General features: G+C 56.5%; 14 protein-coding genes and 2 rRNA genes (1 of these 16 cut by a window edge). 11 read left to right on the top strand and 5 right to left on the bottom strand.

Going from position 1 to position 17233, the window contains the following annotated elements; all coding sequences use genetic code 11:
- A 23S ribosomal RNA gene (locus TH3_RS11545) occupies nt 1-1029 on the top strand; it begins 1721 nt to the left of the window's first position.
- 113 nt (nt 1030-1142) lie between these two features.
- A 5S ribosomal RNA gene (rrf, locus tag TH3_RS11540) occupies nt 1143-1257 on the top strand.
- Nucleotides 1258-1364: 107 nt separating this feature from the next.
- Here rrf and TH3_RS22405 read toward each other — a convergent pair.
- The gene (locus TH3_RS22405; protein ID WP_139328336.1) at nt 1365-2462 is read right to left on the bottom strand and encodes a helix-turn-helix domain-containing protein; all 1098 of its coding nucleotides are present in this window, start codon (nt 2460-2462) and stop codon (nt 1365-1367) included.
- Between the two features lie 261 nt (nt 2463-2723).
- Nucleotides 2724-4376 carry a GMC family oxidoreductase gene (locus TH3_RS11530; RefSeq protein ID WP_007092464.1) on the bottom strand — a complete coding sequence of 551 codons (1653 nt, stop codon included), beginning with the start codon at nt 4374-4376 and terminating at the stop codon, nt 2724-2726.
- 635 nt (nt 4377-5011) lie between these two features.
- Here TH3_RS11530 and TH3_RS11525 point away from each other — a divergent pair.
- From TH3_RS11525 to TH3_RS11510, 4 genes are read left to right on the top strand one after another with little or no spacing between them, the layout of a single operon-like run.
- Nucleotides 5012-5311, top strand: coding sequence for a BufA1 family periplasmic bufferin-type metallophore (locus tag TH3_RS11525; protein WP_007092465.1), 300 nt, complete (start codon nt 5012-5014; stop codon nt 5309-5311).
- 58 nt (nt 5312-5369) lie between these two features.
- A complete protein-coding gene (bufB, locus tag TH3_RS11520) occupies nt 5370-6245 on the top strand; it encodes an MNIO family bufferin maturase (RefSeq protein ID WP_040060899.1) in 876 nt (291 codons plus the stop codon).
- Complete coding sequence (locus tag TH3_RS11515; protein WP_007092467.1) at nt 6242-6994, top strand: HvfC/BufC N-terminal domain-containing protein; 753 nt, start codon at nt 6242-6244, stop codon at nt 6992-6994. Before bufB ends, TH3_RS11515 begins: the two co-directional genes overlap by 4 nt.
- A gap of 1 nt (nt 6995) precedes the next feature.
- Nucleotides 6996-7544 carry a DoxX family protein gene (locus tag TH3_RS11510; protein ID WP_007092468.1) on the top strand — a complete coding sequence of 183 codons (549 nt, stop codon included), beginning with the start codon at nt 6996-6998 and terminating at the stop codon, nt 7542-7544.
- A 6-nt stretch (nt 7545-7550) separates the two neighbouring features.
- On the opposite strand, the gene TH3_RS11505 is transcribed toward TH3_RS11510, so the two are convergent.
- Entirely contained in the window at nt 7551-8267 is a 717-nt protein-coding gene (locus TH3_RS11505) for a GntR family transcriptional regulator (protein ID WP_007092469.1), read from the bottom strand.
- 367 nt (nt 8268-8634) lie between these two features.
- On the opposite strand from TH3_RS11505, the gene TH3_RS11500 reads away from it, so the two are divergent.
- From TH3_RS11500 to TH3_RS11485, 4 genes are all read left to right on the top strand, one after another.
- The gene (locus TH3_RS11500; protein WP_007092470.1) at nt 8635-9765 is read left to right on the top strand and encodes a TRAP transporter substrate-binding protein; all 1131 of its coding nucleotides are present in this window, start codon (nt 8635-8637) and stop codon (nt 9763-9765) included.
- Between the two features lies 1 nt (nt 9766).
- A complete protein-coding gene (locus TH3_RS11495; RefSeq protein WP_007092471.1) occupies nt 9767-10375 on the top strand; it encodes a TRAP transporter small permease subunit in 609 nt (202 codons plus the stop codon).
- 6 nt (nt 10376-10381) lie between these two features.
- Nucleotides 10382-11707, top strand: coding sequence for a TRAP transporter large permease (locus TH3_RS11490; RefSeq protein WP_007092472.1), 1326 nt, complete (start codon nt 10382-10384; stop codon nt 11705-11707).
- Between the two features lie 144 nt (nt 11708-11851).
- Nucleotides 11852-13435, top strand: a complete 1584-nt coding sequence (locus tag TH3_RS11485) for a gamma-glutamyltransferase family protein (protein WP_007092473.1) — start codon at nt 11852-11854, stop codon at nt 13433-13435.
- Between the two features lie 135 nt (nt 13436-13570).
- On the opposite strand, the gene TH3_RS11480 is transcribed toward TH3_RS11485, so the two are convergent.
- Nucleotides 13571-14938 (bottom strand): IS1182 family transposase, encoded by a 1368-nt coding sequence (locus TH3_RS11480; RefSeq protein WP_040059871.1) that lies wholly within the window; start codon nt 14936-14938, stop codon nt 13571-13573.
- Between the two features lie 79 nt (nt 14939-15017).
- On the bottom strand, nt 15018-16052 hold the full coding sequence (locus TH3_RS11475; protein WP_007092501.1) for an aldose epimerase family protein: 1035 nt from the start codon (nt 16050-16052) through the stop codon (nt 15018-15020).
- A 163-nt stretch (nt 16053-16215) separates the two neighbouring features.
- On the opposite strand from TH3_RS11475, the gene TH3_RS11470 reads away from it, so the two are divergent.
- The gene (locus TH3_RS11470) at nt 16216-17166 is read left to right on the top strand and encodes an ABC transporter substrate-binding protein (protein WP_007092502.1); all 951 of its coding nucleotides are present in this window, start codon (nt 16216-16218) and stop codon (nt 17164-17166) included.
- The last annotated feature ends 67 nt before the right edge of the window (nt 17167-17233 follow it).

Below are 17233 nucleotides of genomic sequence, written 5' to 3'. Positions count from 1 at the left end.
TTAAGAGGAGATGTGCAAGCATTGAATTGAAGCCCCGGTAAACGGCGGCCGTAACTATAACGGTCCTAAGGTAGCGAAATTCCTTGTCGGGTAAGTTCCGACCTGCACGAATGGCGTAACGACTTCCCCACTGTCTCCAACATCGACTCAGCGAAATTGAATTCTCCGTGAAGATGCGGAGTACCCGCGGTCAGACGGAAAGACCCCGTGCACCTTTACTACAGCTTTGCAGTGGTATCAGGATGTGAATGTGCAGAATAGGCGGGAGGCTATGAACCCGAAGCGCCAGCTTCGGTGGAGCCACCTTTGAGATACCGCCCTTTTGCTTCCTGATATCTAACCGAGGTCCGTTATCCGGATCCGGGACCCTGCATGGCGGGTAGTTTGACTGGGGCGGTCGCCTCCCAAAGAGTAACGGAGGCGCGCGATGGTAGGCTCAGGCTGGTCGGACATCAGCTTAAGAGTGCAATGGCAAAAGCCTGCCTGACTGCGAGACTGACAAGTCGAGCAGAGACGAAAGTCGGTCATAGTGATCCGGTGGTCCCGCGTGGAAGGGCCATCGCTCAACGGATAAAAGGTACGCCGGGGATAACAGGCTGATACTCCCCAAGAGTCCACATCGACGGGAGTGTTTGGCACCTCGATGTCGGCTCATCACATCCTGGGGCTGGAGCAGGTCCCAAGGGTTTGGCTGTTCGCCAATTAAAGTGGTACGTGAGCTGGGTTTAGAACGTCGTGAGACAGTTCGGTCCCTATCTGCCGTGGGCGTAGGATACTTGAGAAGAGCTGTCCCTAGTACGAGAGGACCGGGATGGACGCACCTCTGGTGTACCGGTTGTTCCGCCAGGAGCATCGCCGGGTAGCTAAGTGCGGAAGGGATAACCGCTGAAAGCATCTAAGCGGGAAGCCCCCTTCAAGACTAGGTATCCCTATCAGATCCCTGGAAGACCACCAGGTTGATAGGCTGGGTGTGGAAGCGTGGCAACACGTGAAGCTAACCAGTACTAATTGATCGATCGGCTTGATTGATCCCTCTTGCTAATTGAACATTCTGACTTCTTGCGCAGCGGTAAAACCCGCAAATACGCAATCAACCAATATCGCATCACAAAATCTCCGATCTCTTCGCTGTGTTTCGACGGCCCGGTGGCCATAGCGGCCGGGAACCACCTGATCCCATCCCGAACTCAGAAGTGAAACCTGCCTGCGCCGATGGTACTTTGTCTTAAGGCACGGGAGAGTAGGTCACCGCCGGGCCTTCAAAACACAGCTCAATATTCCCTGTTCAACGATTGAATAAACCCCTGACCTTTACTGGTCAGGGGTTTTGTCGTTTCATGCCGGTCTGGTTGCGCGAAAGGCGGTTATATTTCCCGATGCCGTTCGATTTCACGTTCAAGAGCGCGAAGCCGGATCAGGTTTGATGCCGCATCGGCAGTTGTCGAGAGCGCATCGCGTTCCGGCTGGCTCAATGATCTGGGAATTTTATCTATGACGCAGACCGACCCAAGGGCAAAGCCGAGCGGGTCGCGCACGGGGGCCCCGGCATAAAAGCGAAATCCGAAGGGCTCGGACAAGGCCGGATTGGTCGAAAAATGAGGGTCTTTCGTCAGGTCTTCGATAACTGTCAGGTCGTTCTCGTAAAGGGTTTTGTTGCAAAACGCCCATTCGCGCGGGGTAGAGGCCCCTTCGAAACCCGTGCGGGATTTGAACCACTGTTCCGTCTGGGTTACCAGCGTGAACATGGCAACTGGCGATCGGGTGGCGAATGCGGCCAGATTGACAAGGTTGTCAAAGCTTGCCTCCGGGCCGGAGCCGACAAGGCCGGACTGTCTTACGGCTTCGAGCCGGACGCGCTCGTTCCAGGGGAGTGGATAGCCCGTGGGGGCAGCTCTTTTTTTGGCTGACGCAGTCAGATGTTTGAGGATTGCGGCACTGGTGGCCGCGACATCGGGATAGAGGGGCAATTGCAGCCGGTCATGGCCGATGGGATTGACTGCTTCTTCCGTGTTTTCCGTGTTTTCCGTGTTTTCAACCGATGAGATGATGATTGTCTGCCGGAAGCGCTGATCAGCTTGCAGCTCGGCCAGCAGTTTCCTGTTGTTACCTGACGTGGCATTTTCAATCAGAACAAGCATCGGGCAGGTAAAGGAGAGCCATTTCCGGGCTTCCAGCGCGTCTTCGGTGACGTCCAGTAAAAGACCCGATCCCTTCAGGCCATGTGTGCGCCAGTCGGGAGCCCGGCCTTCGCCCGCAAGGATGATGGCCCGGGCGCTTAGCGGCAGGTATTGTTCGGGCGTGTTGTGTTCCACCAGATCCATGACTGCCTGGCGCGGTATGCGACGATGCCCGCCGGGGGTTTTCCATGAAGGGAGCTGGCCGCTTTCGACCCAGAGCTGGGCGGTGCGTATGGATACGCCCAGAATTTCCGCCGCCTTGGCTGTCGTCAGGATATCTTTCACATCAATCACCCATTTCTTATAAGCAATGAAATAGCAAAATTTGCAAAAAGTGCAAGAAATGGAAAGTTTGACGGCGCGGTTTGATCGTCGCGGGACTACTTTTGCGCCCTTCTGGCGAGAAAGCTTCCTTATGGCCGAAGGTTGCTGCCTGCGCGATCTTTACCGGTGCCGGTGGCGCGAGTGCGGATCATCAAAGAGCATGAAGGGTGTGAGGCCGGAAAAGAAAACCTTTCCGGCCTCACGAAAAGCAACAGCGGGGGGCTATGAGGGATCAGGGCGCTGTTGCTTTATTCCGGCGGCAAGTTGCGTATCGTGCGCGGCAAGGATCATGTCCGCAGCACGTTCGCCGATGACAACACAGGGCGCCATCGTGTTGCCGGTCGTGATGCGCGGCATGATCGAGGCATCGGCGATGCGAAGATTTTCAATGCCATAGACTCTGAGCCGGGCGTCAACCACGGACATTCTGTCGAGGCCCATTTTTGCGGTACAGGATTGATGCCAGTATGTGACGGCCGAGTTGCGGACAAATTCGACAAGGCCAGCATGATTGCGCGATCGTGGCGCGGTTTCGCCGCGAACCAGCGGGGTGAATGCCGAATGGTTGCCGATTTCGCGGCATAGTTCGACTGCGGCAAGGGCTGCTGTCACGTCTTCGGGGGCGCTGAGCGCATTTGGTTCGATAAGCATATTATCGTACATGGTCGGACCGGATAGGCGCAGCCGTCCACGGCTTTTGGGTTGGGCCAGTCCGGCAAACATTGTCCAGCCATGTTCGGGTGTTTCCAATTCAGCTTCGGCAGGTGAGGGAACGGGGAATTCAAGCTGGCATTGAAGGATGTCGGGCTGTTGGAGGCGGGAGTTGCTTTTCCAGTACACGGTTGCCTCGCACCCGCCGCCGCCGACGTCCTCGGGCTTGCGATATTCCCATGTACAGCCAAAGGCGATGTGATCCTGATGGTTTTGACCGACGCCGGGCAGGTGTTGACGTACCTTGATGCCATGTCTGTTCAGCTCGTCCTCGGGACCGATGCCCGATTGCATCAGTACTTTGGGGGTGTTGACCGCACCAAGAGACAGGATCGTTTCGCAGGTGGCGCGGAACTGTCGGATTTTACCGTCGAGCATGACCTCGACACCGACGGCCTTGTTGCCGTCAAATATCAGACTGGAAACAAGCGCGCCGGTCAGGACCGTCAGGTTTGGCTGGTGCATGGCCTTGTAGGTATAAGACCTGAAAACGGACTGGCGTTTGCCATCCTTGATACGCAGATCGGCAATCGCCGCCCCGCCGGTGCATTCCATCATCCGCCCGTTCGGGCTATCGAATACCGGTATGCCCAAAAGACCAGCGGCATCGACCATGGTCTGTGCGATGGGTTGCGGGGAAGAGGGTTGTGCGACATAGGCCGGGCCGCCTTTGCCACGGCGCGCCGGATCCGGTGTGCCCTGCCAGTCTTCGATGCGGCGATAATATTCCAGAACCGATTTATAGCCCCATTCCGGATCACCGGATTTGGCGGCGAAATAGTCCCAGTCCTCTTTGTGGCCGCGCGACCAGACCATCACGTTGATGCTTGATCCGCCGCCCAGTCCCTTGCCCATGCTGAGCGGCAATCTGCGCCCGTTGAGCGATGGGGCGGGTTGCCCCATGAAGCTCCAGTCACGTTCACTGCCAAGGTTTACGGGCCATTGAGCAGGTTCCATGACGGAGGGGGCGGTATCGTCGCCACCGGCTTCGAGCAGCAGGACGCGGATGTTTTCGCGTTCGGCAAGCCGTGCGGCAATGACGCAGCCGCTTGATCCCGCGCCGCAGACGATGAAGTCGTAATGCGAGCGCAGATTGTTGCGCAGTTCATTCTGGTTTCTAAGCACGTCTGTGTGGATCTGTATGTCTTCGCTGATCTGGTTCATGTGAGCCTCTATGACACCGGGTTATGGCAAACAGGAATCTCCATAGGGTGCTGTGTAAAAAGAGGCAACATAAATTATCAATTTTATCAAAATTATCAAATTTGAACTAAAATTCCGTGTTTGATGATCTGTGGCGCGGGGGAGGTTTTTGTCCTATCTGATGCAGGCGTCCGGTAGGAGGAAGAAAACCGTAAAATTTGAAGTAATTAATTGTTTTAAAAAGATTATTTCTTGGATGTGATCCGGCGTCATTTGACGTGTTCATGGTGGTCGTGTGAGGTTTTTGTTGCCAGTAATTGTGGCTGGGGAGGAAGAGTGGTGATCACCTGAAAGTGATAATAATGATGGAAATGAAATTGAGTTTTCGGGTTTTGGGGGCGGCTGACGAGGTCTGATTTCGGATTCCCGATATCGGAGTCCGCTTATCCGCGTCGGGGATTTTGCGGTGCGAGTCCGGTGTTTGTTCGACGCACGTGAGGTGATGATTTCACGCATCCGTGATGAAATGCCGGGAAACTCTCACACTGACTTGATATTTCGTGTGCCGAAGTTGCAATGACGGTGATCCGCCCGGCTGCTACCAGAAAGACATCGCCAACACCGGCGATCGGGTTTCACGCAAGAGGGATGACATCATGAAAAATGCATTGGTATTGGGCGCAGCGCTGACGGCGGCTGTTTCGCTTGCTTCTGTTCATTCTGCGCAGGCAGAGGGTGCCAAGGAGAAATGCTTTGGCGTATCGCTTGCCGGGCAGAATGACTGTGCCGCCGGGCCGGGCACCACATGTGCCGGGACATCGAAAGTTGATTATCAGGGCAATGCCTGGAAGCTGGTCCCGGCCGGGACATGTGCGGATATGAGCTTTACGACCGCCGATGGGCGCGAGGTTATGGGTAGCCTTGAGGCGCTTGACCGCGATCTGCCGAAGTCCTGATGTGATCATGCCGATCCGCCAATGCGGGTCGGCATCCTTTTTTCGGGGGGGGCTTGCCATGATCAACAGCCAAAACAGCAGCAGATTGCCAAATCGGGCCGGTGTCGGTTTCAAGGGCGAACACGCCGATGACGTGATCGGCCAGCCCAAGCAGGTCGGCTGGTTTGAAATCCATCCGGAAAATTACATGGTGGCCGGTGGGCCGCGCCTGGCGGTGCTCGAAGCCTTGCGCGCCGATTATCCATTATCGATGCACGGGGTTGGACTGTCACTTGGCGGCGGGGAGAGGCTTGATCCCCATCATCTGGCCGATCTCAAGCGTCTGGTGGACCGGTTTGAGCCCGCCATGCTGTCGGAACATATTGCATGGTCAAGCCATGGCGGGCTTTATATGGCCGACCTTTTGCCGCCACCAATGACGCAACAGTCGCGTAATCAACTGGTTGAGGCGATTGACGAGGTGCAGACGGCAACAGGGCGCAAAATCCTGATTGAAAATCCGACCTCGTATCTGGCATTGCCGCAAAATTCGATCCCGGAAATCGACTTTATTACCGAAGCCGCGCGTCGTTCGGGCTGCGGGCTTTTGATTGATGTAAACAACATTTACATTTCGGCCTGCAATCTGGACATTGACGCGGGGGATTATATCGATGCGATCCCCGGTGATCTGATCGGGGAAATCCATCTGGCCGGGCATGAGGTGGATGCCAATGCTGATGAGAAGGTTTTGATTGATACCCATTCCCGACCGGTAGCCGATCCGGTCTGGGAGCTGTTTGATCGGCTGATTACGCGCATCGGCGCGCGACCGACCCTGATTGAATGGGATAATGATGTGCCTGACTGGGCGGCGCTTCGGGCCGAGGCGGCGCTTGCAGACCGGCATCTTGCGCGGTTTTCGGGGGCTGACCCCTTGCGGGTGGTGTCATGAGCGACGTTGAGGCTTTTCAGGTGGAATTTTCCCGCGCGTTGATGGCAGGCGACCCGTCGGTGCGGCCTGTGGGCCTTGACCCCGCGATGGCGGGACGGTTTGCGATTTATCGCAACAATGTCCATCGCGGGCTTGGCGATGCGTTAATCGCGGCTTATCCGGTGGTGGCGAAGCTGGTGGGGGAGGAATTCTTTCGGGCGATGGCGCAGGTGTTTTTCCGGGGCGAGAAAGCACGCCCCGGGTCGCTTGCGCTTTATGGGGCCGGTTTTGCCGATTTCATTGATGGTTTCGATGCCGCGGCGTCAGTGCCGTATCTTTCCGATATGGCACGGCTGGAACGCGCAAGGCTGGAAGCTCTGCATGCGGCCGATGATGCGGTGACCACGTCGGAAATGCTGCAAGGCATTGTGAATGATCTGGCGTCGGTTGCCTTTGTGCGTCATTCGGCCTGCTTTCTTGTGCGGTCCGGTTTTCCCATCCATGCGATCTGGCAATGCCAGCAGGAAGGGTCGGAAAAGCGGCCAATTGTGCAATGCGGGGAAAATATCCTGATCACCCGGCCTGACATGACGGTGCAGCAAATCCTGCTGGACGATGCCGGGGCTATTTTTGCAGGAAGGCTTTTGGATCAGGCACCGGTTGCCGATGCCTTTGCTGCCGCAATCGCCCGCGATCCGCAATTTGATGTGACATCCACCTTTGCCCAACTGATTGCCGCCGGGGCGTTTGCCGGTTTGAGGGAGACATAAAATGCAAACAGCGATCAAAAGAATGACCGGGCTGCATAGGTGCCTGTTTGGTGCACTTGAAGCGCGGACCGATGGCTGGTTCATCGGGCTTTCGGCACGTTTGTGGTTTGCCGCGATTTTGCTGCCTTATTACTTCAGTAGCGCAATGACCAAGGTGGCGGGGGATAGCTTCCCCAGTGCCGGGGCGTTTGCGCAGATCGTGCCGTCGATTGCCGATCAGTATTTATATGCCACGGCAGCCATTCCGTTTTTCCCGTGGCATATCATTGTGATTGCCGGGACTTTGGCGGAATTCGTTTTGCCGGTTCTGATCGTGTTGGGGCTGTTTACGCGTTTGGGGGCGCTTGGCATGATCGGGTTTGTGGCGGTGCAGACCGTGGTGGATATCACAGCTCACGGTGCGGCGGCGGGCGCGCTTTTTGACGGGCAGCCCGATCAGTTGATCGATCAGCGGATGTTATGGGTTTTTGTGTTGCTGATGCTGGTGATCAAGGGGGCGGGCGTTGTGTCGCTTGATCATGTTCTGGCGCGGCGGATGCGTGACCGGTGAGGTTTTTTATTTGGCGATCAGAAGCGCGCGATGGTCGCTTTCGGCGCGGAGCGTTGCCAGATATTCCTGACTGACGTCATGGACTGACATGATGTGGGCGTAAAGCAGTTCTTCGGCGGCCTTGTGATCGCCACGCAGGATGGCATCGACGATGCCCTGATGTTCCTCGTGCGAGGAGGCGAGGCGGGGCAGGCTGTTGAATTGTACCCGGCGGAAGGGGGCGACCCGCCGACGCACGGCTTGGGTGACTTCGACCAGCACGTCATTATGGGTTCCGGCATAGATCGCATTGTGAAATTCACGGTTCTGGCTTTCATAAGCCGGGCTGTCACCCGCGCGCATGGCATGGGCCAGTTCGTGATGCAGTTCTTCGAGCGCGTGGCGTTCACCACTTGTCATGCGTTTGGCAGCCAGCCGCCCGCAGGTGGCTTCGAGTTCGGCCATGCTTTCAAACATCGCGGTCAGTCGTTCCGGCGTTGCCAGTGAGACATAAACCCCGCGATTGGGGATTTTTTCGGCAAGTTCGGTCGCGGTCAGCAATTGCAGGGCTTCGCGGACCGGGGTGCGTGACACGCCAAAGCGTTTTGCAAGCTGGGTTTCTTCAAGCCGGGCACCGGGAACAAGCACGCCGGTGACAATATCGTCTTCGAGAGACTGGCAGAGTTTTTGCGCAATGCCGACCGGTTCGGGTGAAGGTTGCGGGGCCTGCTGCAGATGGATCATGTGCCGTTTCGACCCTTTGATCTTGTTGTTGATTGATGCTCGGTGCTCTTTTCGTGCTTTTTTGGCACCCTATACATCCGATGTATACATGATATTTCCCGCAAAATCCAAGCGCAACTGTGGCGTGCGGGATTCCGTCCCCGGCGTCACCCTGCAATATGTTTAATTAATATGCATATATGTAGTGCAGCAATTAAATATGATTAAAAAATAAACAGCAAAAGAAAGTCTGTTGAGGTCTGAAATAAGTTAACTTATTGAAATATAACAGATGGCACGTCGGTTGCACGGTGTATACATAATGCGGGCCAAGATCCGTTCGATGATATTATCCGCGTATTGCGCTTTCTCTATCAGGGAGACACCGATGACCAACCTTAAAAGACGCGACTTTCTGACGAAATCGGCACTCGGCACGGCGGTAGTCGGGGCGGCGGCCGGGGCGGCTGTTTTTGCGACGCCGCATATCGCGCGTGCCCAGGAGAGCTTTAACTGGAAGATGACCAACGCCTATGGTCCGGGTTCGCCGTTTTACGTGACCGGCCCGGGCAGCCCGGAGGATTTCTGCAAACGTGTGACGGAAATGTCAAACGGGCGTCTGAACATTCAGCATTTTGCCGCTGGTGAACTGATCCCCGCCCTTGAAGGCTTTGACGCCGTTCAGGCCGGTACGGTCGAGATGAATGCGGCCAATGCCTATTTCTGGGCGGGCAAGATTTTTGCCGCACAGTATTTCACCACCGTTCCGTTTGGTTTGAATTTCCAGGGAATGAATGCGTGGCTGTATCATGCGGGCGGGCTTGAGCTTTGGCATGAGCTGTATCAGCCCTATGGCCTGATTGCGTTTCCGATGGGCAATACCGGCGTTCAGATGACCGGCTGGTTCCGCGAACCGATTGAAAGCCTTGATGATTTCAATGGCCTGAAAATGCGTATTCCGGGCCTTGCCGGCAAGGTCTATCAGCAGATCGGGGTTGAGGTGAAGCTGCTTCCGGGCGGCGAGATTTTCCCGGCCCTTGAACGTGGCGTGATTGATGCCGCCGAGTTTGTCGGCCCGTATCAGGACCGTCGTCTGGGTCTTCAGAAGGCAGCGAAATATTACTACACCACCGGCTGGCACGAACCGTCCAACGTGACCGAGCTTCTGATCAACCAGAAAGCATGGGAAAGCCTTCCGGCCGATCTTCAGGCGATTGTCAAAAACGCCGCCCAGGCATGCAATCTTGACAGTCATTCCTGGTGCGAGGCCAACAATGCCGCGGCCCTTCGTGATCTGGTCGAGAACGAGGGCGTCATTGCCCAAACCCTTCCCGATGATGTGGTCAACAAGCTTAAAGGCATCACCAACGACACGCTGGAAGCCGAAGCCGCCAAGGACCCGCTGACCAAAAAGGTCCATGATGCGTTTATGGCGTTCCGCGATACGCACCGTGAATGGGCCGCGGTGAGTGAAAAGCCCTATCACGGCATCATTTCATCCAAAGACGGGATGAGCTGACATGAATTCGACCCGTACAGAACCGTTGTCAGAACCGCTTCCCGAACCATTTCCCGACCGTGTGTTGGGATATATCGTTGATTTTGCCGGATGGGCGGCCGCGTTAAGCGGTCTTGCGCTTGTTCTGGTGGTCGGCGGCAATGTTTTGCTGCGCTATGTGTTCAATACCGGCAGTGTCGCCATGCAGGAACTTGAATGGCATCTGGTATCACCGATTGCCCTTCTGGGGATGGCATATGGCATGCGGCATGGCGGCCATGTACGGGTCGATTTCCTTTATGACCGGCTAAGCGACCGGGCCCGCGCGATGATTGATCTGTTTTCGGCGGTGCTGATGGTGATCCTTGGTGCGGCGATCATCTGGTTTGCCATTCCCTATGTTAGTCAGTCGATCATGATGGGCGAAGGTTCACCCGATCCGGGGGGATTGCCTTATCGTTTCCTGCTTAAGGCGTTTATCCCGGTCGGGTTCGGGTTGCTGTTCGTGCAGGCGATTGCGCAGGCCCTGATCAATTTCCGGCAGGTGGCCGGGGCGGGGCAAGCCGCCGATGAGCCCGATGATGCCGGTTACGCCACCCATAAAACCGCCACTGAAGTGCCTGGGGAATAATCGAACATGACTGGTAATGAATGGCTGGCCATTGGCATGGTCGGCGGCTTTTTCGGCTTCCTTGTTCTTGGGGTGCCGGTGGCGATATCGCTTGCGATTTCGGGTTTTGCCTTTGGCATTCTGGGATTTGGCACCGGGCTTTTTAACCTTTTGCCCGCGCGCATTTACGGGGTTGTGACCAACTATACGCTTCTGGCCCTGCCGCTTTTCATCTTCATGGGGGTGATGCTTGAAAAGTCGAAACTGGCCGAAGAACTGATTGATGTGATCGGCCATGCCATGGGCCGCCTTCGTGGCGGCATGGGGCTTGCGATTGTGATTGTCGGGGTTCTGATGGGGGCGTCTTCGGGCGTGGTCGGGGCGACGGTCGTGACAGTCGGGTTGCTGTCGTTACAGCCATTGATCAATCGCGGTTATAACAAGGGGGTGGCGTGCGGTGTGATTTGCGCATCGGGCACGCTTGGGCAGATCATTCCGCCAAGCCTTGTTCTGATCCTGCTTGCCGATATTCTTGGTGAATCTGTTGGGACGCTGTTTGCCGCCGCGATGGTGCCGGGGCTGATCCTTGCCGGGATGCTCGCCCTTTATCTGGTGATACTCGGCATTTTCAAACCCGACATGGTGCCCGCGATCCCGCAGGATGAACGCGATGCGCTCGCCACGCGCGATCTTATGCTCAAGATTGCCAAGGTCGTGCTACCGCCGCTGGCGCTTGTTTTTGCGGTTCTGGGGTCGATTGTTGGCGGGATTGCCGCCCCGACCGAGGCCGCATCAATGGGCGCGCTTGGCGCGTTGCTTCTGGCCCTGTTTACCGGGCGGCTTGATTTCGGGGTGATGCGCGATGTGTTGCGCGATACCCTGATCACCAGTGCGATGGTGTTTTTCATCCTGATCTGCGCGCAGCCCTTTGGCCTTGCCTTCCGCGGGCTTGGTGGCGAGGGACTGGTGCATGCCATGTTTGAATGGGTGCCCGGTGGCGATATGGGCAACCTTCTGTTCATGATGGCGGTGATCTTTGTTCTTGGGTTCTTCCTTGAATGGATCGAGATTTCCTATATCGCGCTACCGATGTTTTTACCGGTGTTTATCAATAGCGGCATCGACATGGCGTGGCTTGCGATCCTTGTGGCGATGAACCTGCAGACCAGCTTCCTGACGCCGCCTTTTGGCTGGGCACTGTTCTTCCTTAAGGGTGTCGCGCCAAAATCGGTGTCGACCATGGATATCTATCGCGGGGTTATTCCGTTTATCGGTATTCAGGCACTGGCCCTTGTGCTGCTGTTCATCTTCCCGGAACTGACAAGCTGGCTGCCCGATCTTATCGGCTGGTAGCAACCCCGCAAAATATCAGGCGATTTGTCCACGATGTGAAAATCGCCTGATACATCCCCGAAATTCAAGATAGATTTCAGATCATAACAGGGCATGCCGGATACGCGGCATGCCGAAGTTTTTGCGCCATCAGGAGGCCCCGAAATGCTCAGAACCAGAACAAGCCTTGGCGGGATGGTCACCGCCCCGCATCATCTGGCCGCCCAGGCCGGGCGCGATGTGCTTCGCGACGGTGGCAACGCGGTCGAGGCGATGATTGCGGCCGCCGCCACCATTGCGGTTGTCTATCCGCATATGAATGCGATTGGCGGGGATGGGTTCTGGCTGATTGCCGAACCGGGCAAGGATCCGGTGGCGATCCGTGCATGTGGCGGGGCGGCCGGTTTGGCAAGCCCGGAATTTTACCGTGACCTTGGCCATGACAAAATCCCGGCGCGCGGGCCGCTGGCGGCACTGACCGTGGGCGGGGCGATTGGTGGCTGGATGGAGGCCGCGAAAATCGCAAGGAAACTGGGCGGAACATTGCCCATCGCACGCCTTGTGGCCGATGCGGTGCATCATGCGCGCACCGGGGTGCCGATCACGAAATCGCAGCATGAGTTGACGCGCGATAAACTGCCGGAACTTCTGGGTGCGCCGGGTTATGTTGCAGCCTATGCCGCGAATGGTGTACCCGAAATTGGCGATGTGTTGAAACAGCCGGCCCTTGGCGCGACGTTGGAACGGCTTGGCAGTGTCGGGCTTGATGATTTTTACCGGGGCGATATCGCGCGCGCCAATGCCAAGGGGCTTGAGGCGGTGGGAAGTCCGCTTCGGTTGCCTGATTTTGAAGCCTATCACGCCAAAACCACCACACCGCTTTCGGTGAAGCTATCAAGCGGAACCGTTTTCAATATGGTGCCACCAACGCAAGGGGCCGCGTCGCTGATGATCCTTGGCTTGTTTGACCGGCTGGGGGTGAAAGCGGGCGAGGGATTTGATCATATCCACGGCGTGATCGAGGCGACCAAGCGCGCCTTTATCAAACGTGATGCCCATATCGGTGATCCGGGCCGGATGGATATTGATCCGATGTCGCTTCTGAGTGATGCGATGCTGGGTGCCGAGGCGGCAAAGATCGATATGAAAACCGCACTGCCGTGGCCGCATATCGCCAAGCCCGGCGATACGATCTGGATGGGGGCGACGGATAAAAACGGTACGGTCGTCAGTTATATCCAGAGCATTTTCTGGGAATTCGGATCGGGCGTTGTGGTGCCCGAAACCGGGGTGCTGTGGCAGAACCGCGGGGCGAGCTTTACACTGCATGACGGTCCCAATCAGCTCGGCCCCGGTCGGTTGCCGTTCCATACACTCAACCCGGCGATGGCGCGGCTTAAAAATGGCGATGTCCTTACATACGGCACCATGGGGGGCGAGGGACAGCCGCAAACCCAAGCCGCGGTGTTTACGCGTAATGTCCTGTTCGGACAGGATTTGCAGGCGGCCATCACCGCACCGCGCTGGCTGCTGGGCCGGACATGGGGTGCAGAAACCACGACCCTTAAACTCGAAAACCGGTTTGATCCGGCCCTGATCACGCAGCTTGAAAAAGCCGGTCATGCGGTTGAGGTTGTCGGTGATTTCGAAGACATGATGGGCCATGCGGGCGGCATTTTGCTGCGCGCCAATGGCGTGATGGAAGGGGCCACCGATCCGCGGGCGGATGGGGTGGTTGCGGCGCTTTGAGTTTGGTGTACAGGTGTTTGAATGGCGAAAAGGCCCCGCAATTGCGGGGCTCAGACCGCTGACAAACCCCGTCATATTTTGGCGGGGTTTTGCTTTTAGAGGTTTTTGAAAGCCGGCTTGAGTGTGCCGAGGGGATTATCCCTCGGCGATTTGCCCCTTGGGGCCCAAAGCCAGGGCTATTTTCTTGATATTTTGGGCGGCGGCGGCCAGCAGACATTGGCATTTGACATTGATCAGTCCCCGGAACCTTGCATATCGATGACCGTGAAGCTGTTTGGCATCTGCAAAAGAGCGTTCGACCGTCTCTTTTCGGCGCTTGTAAACCCGCTTGCCCCACTCTGTCAGACGATAGGCGTCAGCCCGGTCTCTGGCGTCTTGCCAGACATGGCGCGTGACAGTTTTTCGGTGGTGGGCATTGGCGGTACAGGAAGCCAGCACAGGACAGGTGCGGCATTTTTCCGGGTCGCTGTGATAATGGCGGTATCCATTTCGGTCGGTTGTCGCATAAGACAGAAGCTGACCTTCGGGGCAGCGATAAGCATCACGTTCAGGGTCATAAACGTATTTGCGTTTGGGGATGTAGCCTTCCCGAAGGTTCGGGCGGCGATAGCCCGTCACGCCAAGGATGTCACGATCTTCAAGGCCTTTGGCAATCGCGGCGGTCGCATAGCCCGCATCCAGTCCGACGGCGATAACATCAAGGTCAAAACGCTGCCTTTGTCGGTCAAGACGGTCGAGATAGGGAATGCTGTCATGCAGATTGGCCGGGGTGGCGTAACTGTCGGTAATGATCCCAAGCTTGCCATCGACCGTGCGGTGATCGAGATAGAAAAAGCCCTTGGGCTTGCCGTCGCGCACCATATATCCGCTGTCGGGATCGGTTCGGCTGATCTTGGTTTCTTTCTCAACCGGCTGGCGTTCCTTGGCTTTGAGCGGCTTTTTCGCATGAGCCGCCCGGTCTTCCTCAATCGCCAGATCCAGATCATCCCAATAGGCCGCGCGCGATTTGGCAACCACTTCGCGGTCCCATTTGTTCTTGTTGGCATCGGCCTTCAAATGCGTGCTGTCGGTATAGAGAACCTTACCATCCACCAGCCCGTGCCTGATCGCCTGCTCGACGATCTCGTCAAAAATATCCTGCGCAACACTGGCATCATGATATCGACGCCGCCGGTTCTGCGACAGGGTCGAGGCATCAAAGACCTTGTCGGTCAGCTTGAGTTGCAAAAACCAGCGATAGGCGACATTGACCTCAATCTCGCGCACAAGCTGGCGCTCCGAGCGCACGCCAAACAGATAGCCAATGAACAGCGCCTTAAACATCATCACCGGATCAAGGGCGGGACGGCCATTGTTCGCGCAGTACAAATCGGCCACGCGCGCATGGATAAAACTGAAATCGATCACGGCATCGATCTTACGAAGCAAATGATCGCTGGGGACCAAACTGTCGAGTGTCACCATCTCAAGTTCGGTTTGATGTGGGCTGGGTTTCTTAAGCATTCCCCATTGAATCAAAAATCCCCGCCAATGGCGAGGACTTTGTCAGCAGTCTGACCCCGCAATTGCGGGGCTTATGCTGTCAGGAAAACTCCCACTCAATCACATGCTTATACGTCTCGCCCGGATTGAGCCACGGGCTCGGGAAGTCCGGGCGGTTGGGGCTGTCGGGGAAGGTTTGCGGTTCAAGCGCGATGCCGCCGGATTTGTGAAGGCTTTTGCCGTCGGGCGTTTTCATAGCATTGGTGAAATGCTGGGAGAGGTAGAATTGCAATCCGGCCTCGGTTGAGAATAGTCTCATCGTCCGGCCGCTGTCGGGATCGGACAGGGTGGCGATGGGGCGCAGGGTGCCGCGTGTGCCATTGAGGCAGAAATTGTGATCAAAGCCCTGATCGGCATTCAGGAGGTTCTGTGCGATCACGGCGGGGTTTCGGAAATCATAGCCGGTTCCGGCAAGGTCGCAGCGACCGGGAAGAGGGATCAGGCGCTCGTCAATCGGAAGATAGGCATCGGCATCGATTTCAAGGATATGCAGGGCCGCGCATTTATCAAATCGGCCCGTCAGGTTCCAATAGGCATGGCTGGTCATGTTGACCGGGCAGGTCTGATCGCAGGTTGCCGTGATTTCAAGGCGCAGGCGATTTTCAGCGACAATCGAATAGGTTGCGGTCGCCGCGAAATTCCCCGGATAGCCTTGATCGCCATCCGGGCTTTCGAGGTGAAAGGCGATTTCGTGATCGGTGTTTTGCGTGACGGACCAGTCGTGCCGGTCAAAGCCGGTAACGCCACCATGCAGGTGCGTCGGGCCTTCGTTGGCGGCCAGTGTCACCCGGTCACCATTCGGGGCGATATAGGCCGAATTGGCAATGCGGTTGGCATAGCGCCCGCACACCGCACCGATATAGCTGTCATGCGTCGCATAGGCATCATCATCGGGCAGGCCAATCGCGATATTGGTTTCCGTGCCGTCGTCATTTCTCAGCCAAAGCGCCCGGATGCGCGCCCCGTAAGGGGAGAGCAGGATTCGCATTTTTGCGGTCCTGATTTGCAGGGTTCCGGCCGGGGCCGGATGCATCGGGATTGCGGTCGGGTTTTTGGACATGTCGCCTCGTTTCATCTGGAAGTCCCTGTTTTATTTTGACTTTGCGGGTTTTTGGGCCGCTGTCAACCGCGCTTTATACGCGAAAGTGGGGAGGCGCATTTAGGCCGTTGAGTTCCTTCAAATCATATTGTATTACTATATGGTTTTTAGCAATAAAACAGCCTTTAGGGAGGAAATAATGAAAAGTCTCAAGCAGCTTGCGGTGTCGACGGCAGCCCTTGGTGTTGCACTTGGTCTGTCCTTTGCGGCACAGGCCGAAATGATGATCGGCTTCTCGCAGATCGGGTCGGAAAGCGGCTGGCGCACGTCCGAGACGGCATCGATCAAGGCCGAAGCGGAAAAGCGCGGCATTGATCTGAAATTCTCGGATGCGCAGCAGAAACAGGAAAACCAGATCAAGGCAGTCCGTTCCTTCATCGCCCAGGGCGTTGATGGCATTCTGCTGGCACCGGTTGTTGAAACCGGCTGGGATCAGGTGCTTCAGGAAGCGAAGGATGCCGGTATTCCCGTCGTTCTGGTCGACCGTCGCGTTGCGGCCGATGAAAGCCTGTATCTGACCAAGGTTGCATCCGACTTCGTGGTGGAAGGCGCACTTGCCGCCGCATGGCTGGCGGCGGAAACCAATGGTGTCTGCGATGTGGTCGAGCTTCAGGGCACGGTTGGCTCGTCGGCTGCCAATGACCGCAAGGAAGGTTTTGAGTCCGTTGTCGGCAATTTCCCGGGGATCAATATCATCCGGTCCCAGTCGGGCGATTTCACCCGTTCGGGCGGCAAGGAAGTCATGGAAAGCTTCCTGAAAGCCGAAGATGGCGGCAAGAACATCTGTGCGGTTTATGCGCACAATGATGACATGGCGCTGGGTGCGGTGCAGGCGATCAAGGAAGCCGGTCTTGACCCGGCCGAAGATATCCTGATCGTATCAATCGATGCGGTTCCCGATATTTTCAAGGCGATGGCCGATGGCGATACCAACGCCACCATCGAATTGAACCCGCATCTTGGCGCACCTTCCTTTGATGCGATTGCCGCTGCCAAAGAAGGCAAGGAAGTACCGAAATGGATCAAGGCCAATGGTCCGCTTTATCTGCCTGATACCGCTGCCGAAGAATACAAAATGCGCAGCAAGTAAGGCCGTTATCCGCAACCGTGCGCCTTACCGTGCGGTTGGGGTGACGCAACTGGCGTGATGTCTGGGC

Source organism: Thalassospira xiamenensis M-5 = DSM 17429, assembly GCF_000300235.2.
GTDB classification, from domain to species: Bacteria; Pseudomonadota; Alphaproteobacteria; order Rhodospirillales; family Thalassospiraceae; genus Thalassospira; species Thalassospira xiamenensis.
The sequence above is the reverse complement of the archived record's forward strand: the minus strand, read 5'-3'. Positions and strand labels throughout refer to the sequence as shown.

Excerpts from the sequence above, each read along its gene's own strand:
- TH3_RS11485 (WP_007092473.1), top strand. The coding sequence starts at position 11,852 with ATGCTCAGAACCAGAACAAGCCTTGGCGGGATGGTCACCGCCCCGCAT.
- TH3_RS11530 (WP_007092464.1), bottom strand. The coding sequence starts at position 4,376 with ATGAACCAGATCAGCGAAGACATACAGATCCACACAGACGTGCTTAGA.
- TH3_RS11505 (WP_007092469.1), bottom strand. The coding sequence starts at position 8,267 with ATGATCCATCTGCAGCAGGCCCCGCAACCTTCACCCGAACCGGTCGGC.
- TH3_RS11510 (WP_007092468.1), top strand. The coding sequence starts at position 6,996 with ATGCAAACAGCGATCAAAAGAATGACCGGGCTGCATAGGTGCCTGTTT.
- TH3_RS11490 (WP_007092472.1), top strand. The coding sequence starts at position 10,382 with ATGACTGGTAATGAATGGCTGGCCATTGGCATGGTCGGCGGCTTTTTC.
- TH3_RS11495 (WP_007092471.1), top strand. The coding sequence starts at position 9,767 with ATGAATTCGACCCGTACAGAACCGTTGTCAGAACCGCTTCCCGAACCA.
- TH3_RS11515 (WP_007092467.1), top strand. The coding sequence starts at position 6,242 with ATGAGCGACGTTGAGGCTTTTCAGGTGGAATTTTCCCGCGCGTTGATG.
- TH3_RS11500 (WP_007092470.1), top strand. The coding sequence starts at position 8,635 with ATGACCAACCTTAAAAGACGCGACTTTCTGACGAAATCGGCACTCGGC.
- bufB (WP_040060899.1), top strand. The coding sequence starts at position 5,370 with ATGATCAACAGCCAAAACAGCAGCAGATTGCCAAATCGGGCCGGTGTC.
- TH3_RS11470 (WP_007092502.1), top strand. The coding sequence starts at position 16,216 with ATGAAAAGTCTCAAGCAGCTTGCGGTGTCGACGGCAGCCCTTGGTGTT.
- TH3_RS11525 (WP_007092465.1), top strand. The coding sequence starts at position 5,012 with ATGAAAAATGCATTGGTATTGGGCGCAGCGCTGACGGCGGCTGTTTCG.
- TH3_RS11480 (WP_040059871.1), bottom strand. The coding sequence starts at position 14,938 with ATGCTTAAGAAACCCAGCCCACATCAAACCGAACTTGAGATGGTGACA.
- TH3_RS11475 (WP_007092501.1), bottom strand. The coding sequence starts at position 16,052 with ATGAAACGAGGCGACATGTCCAAAAACCCGACCGCAATCCCGATGCAT.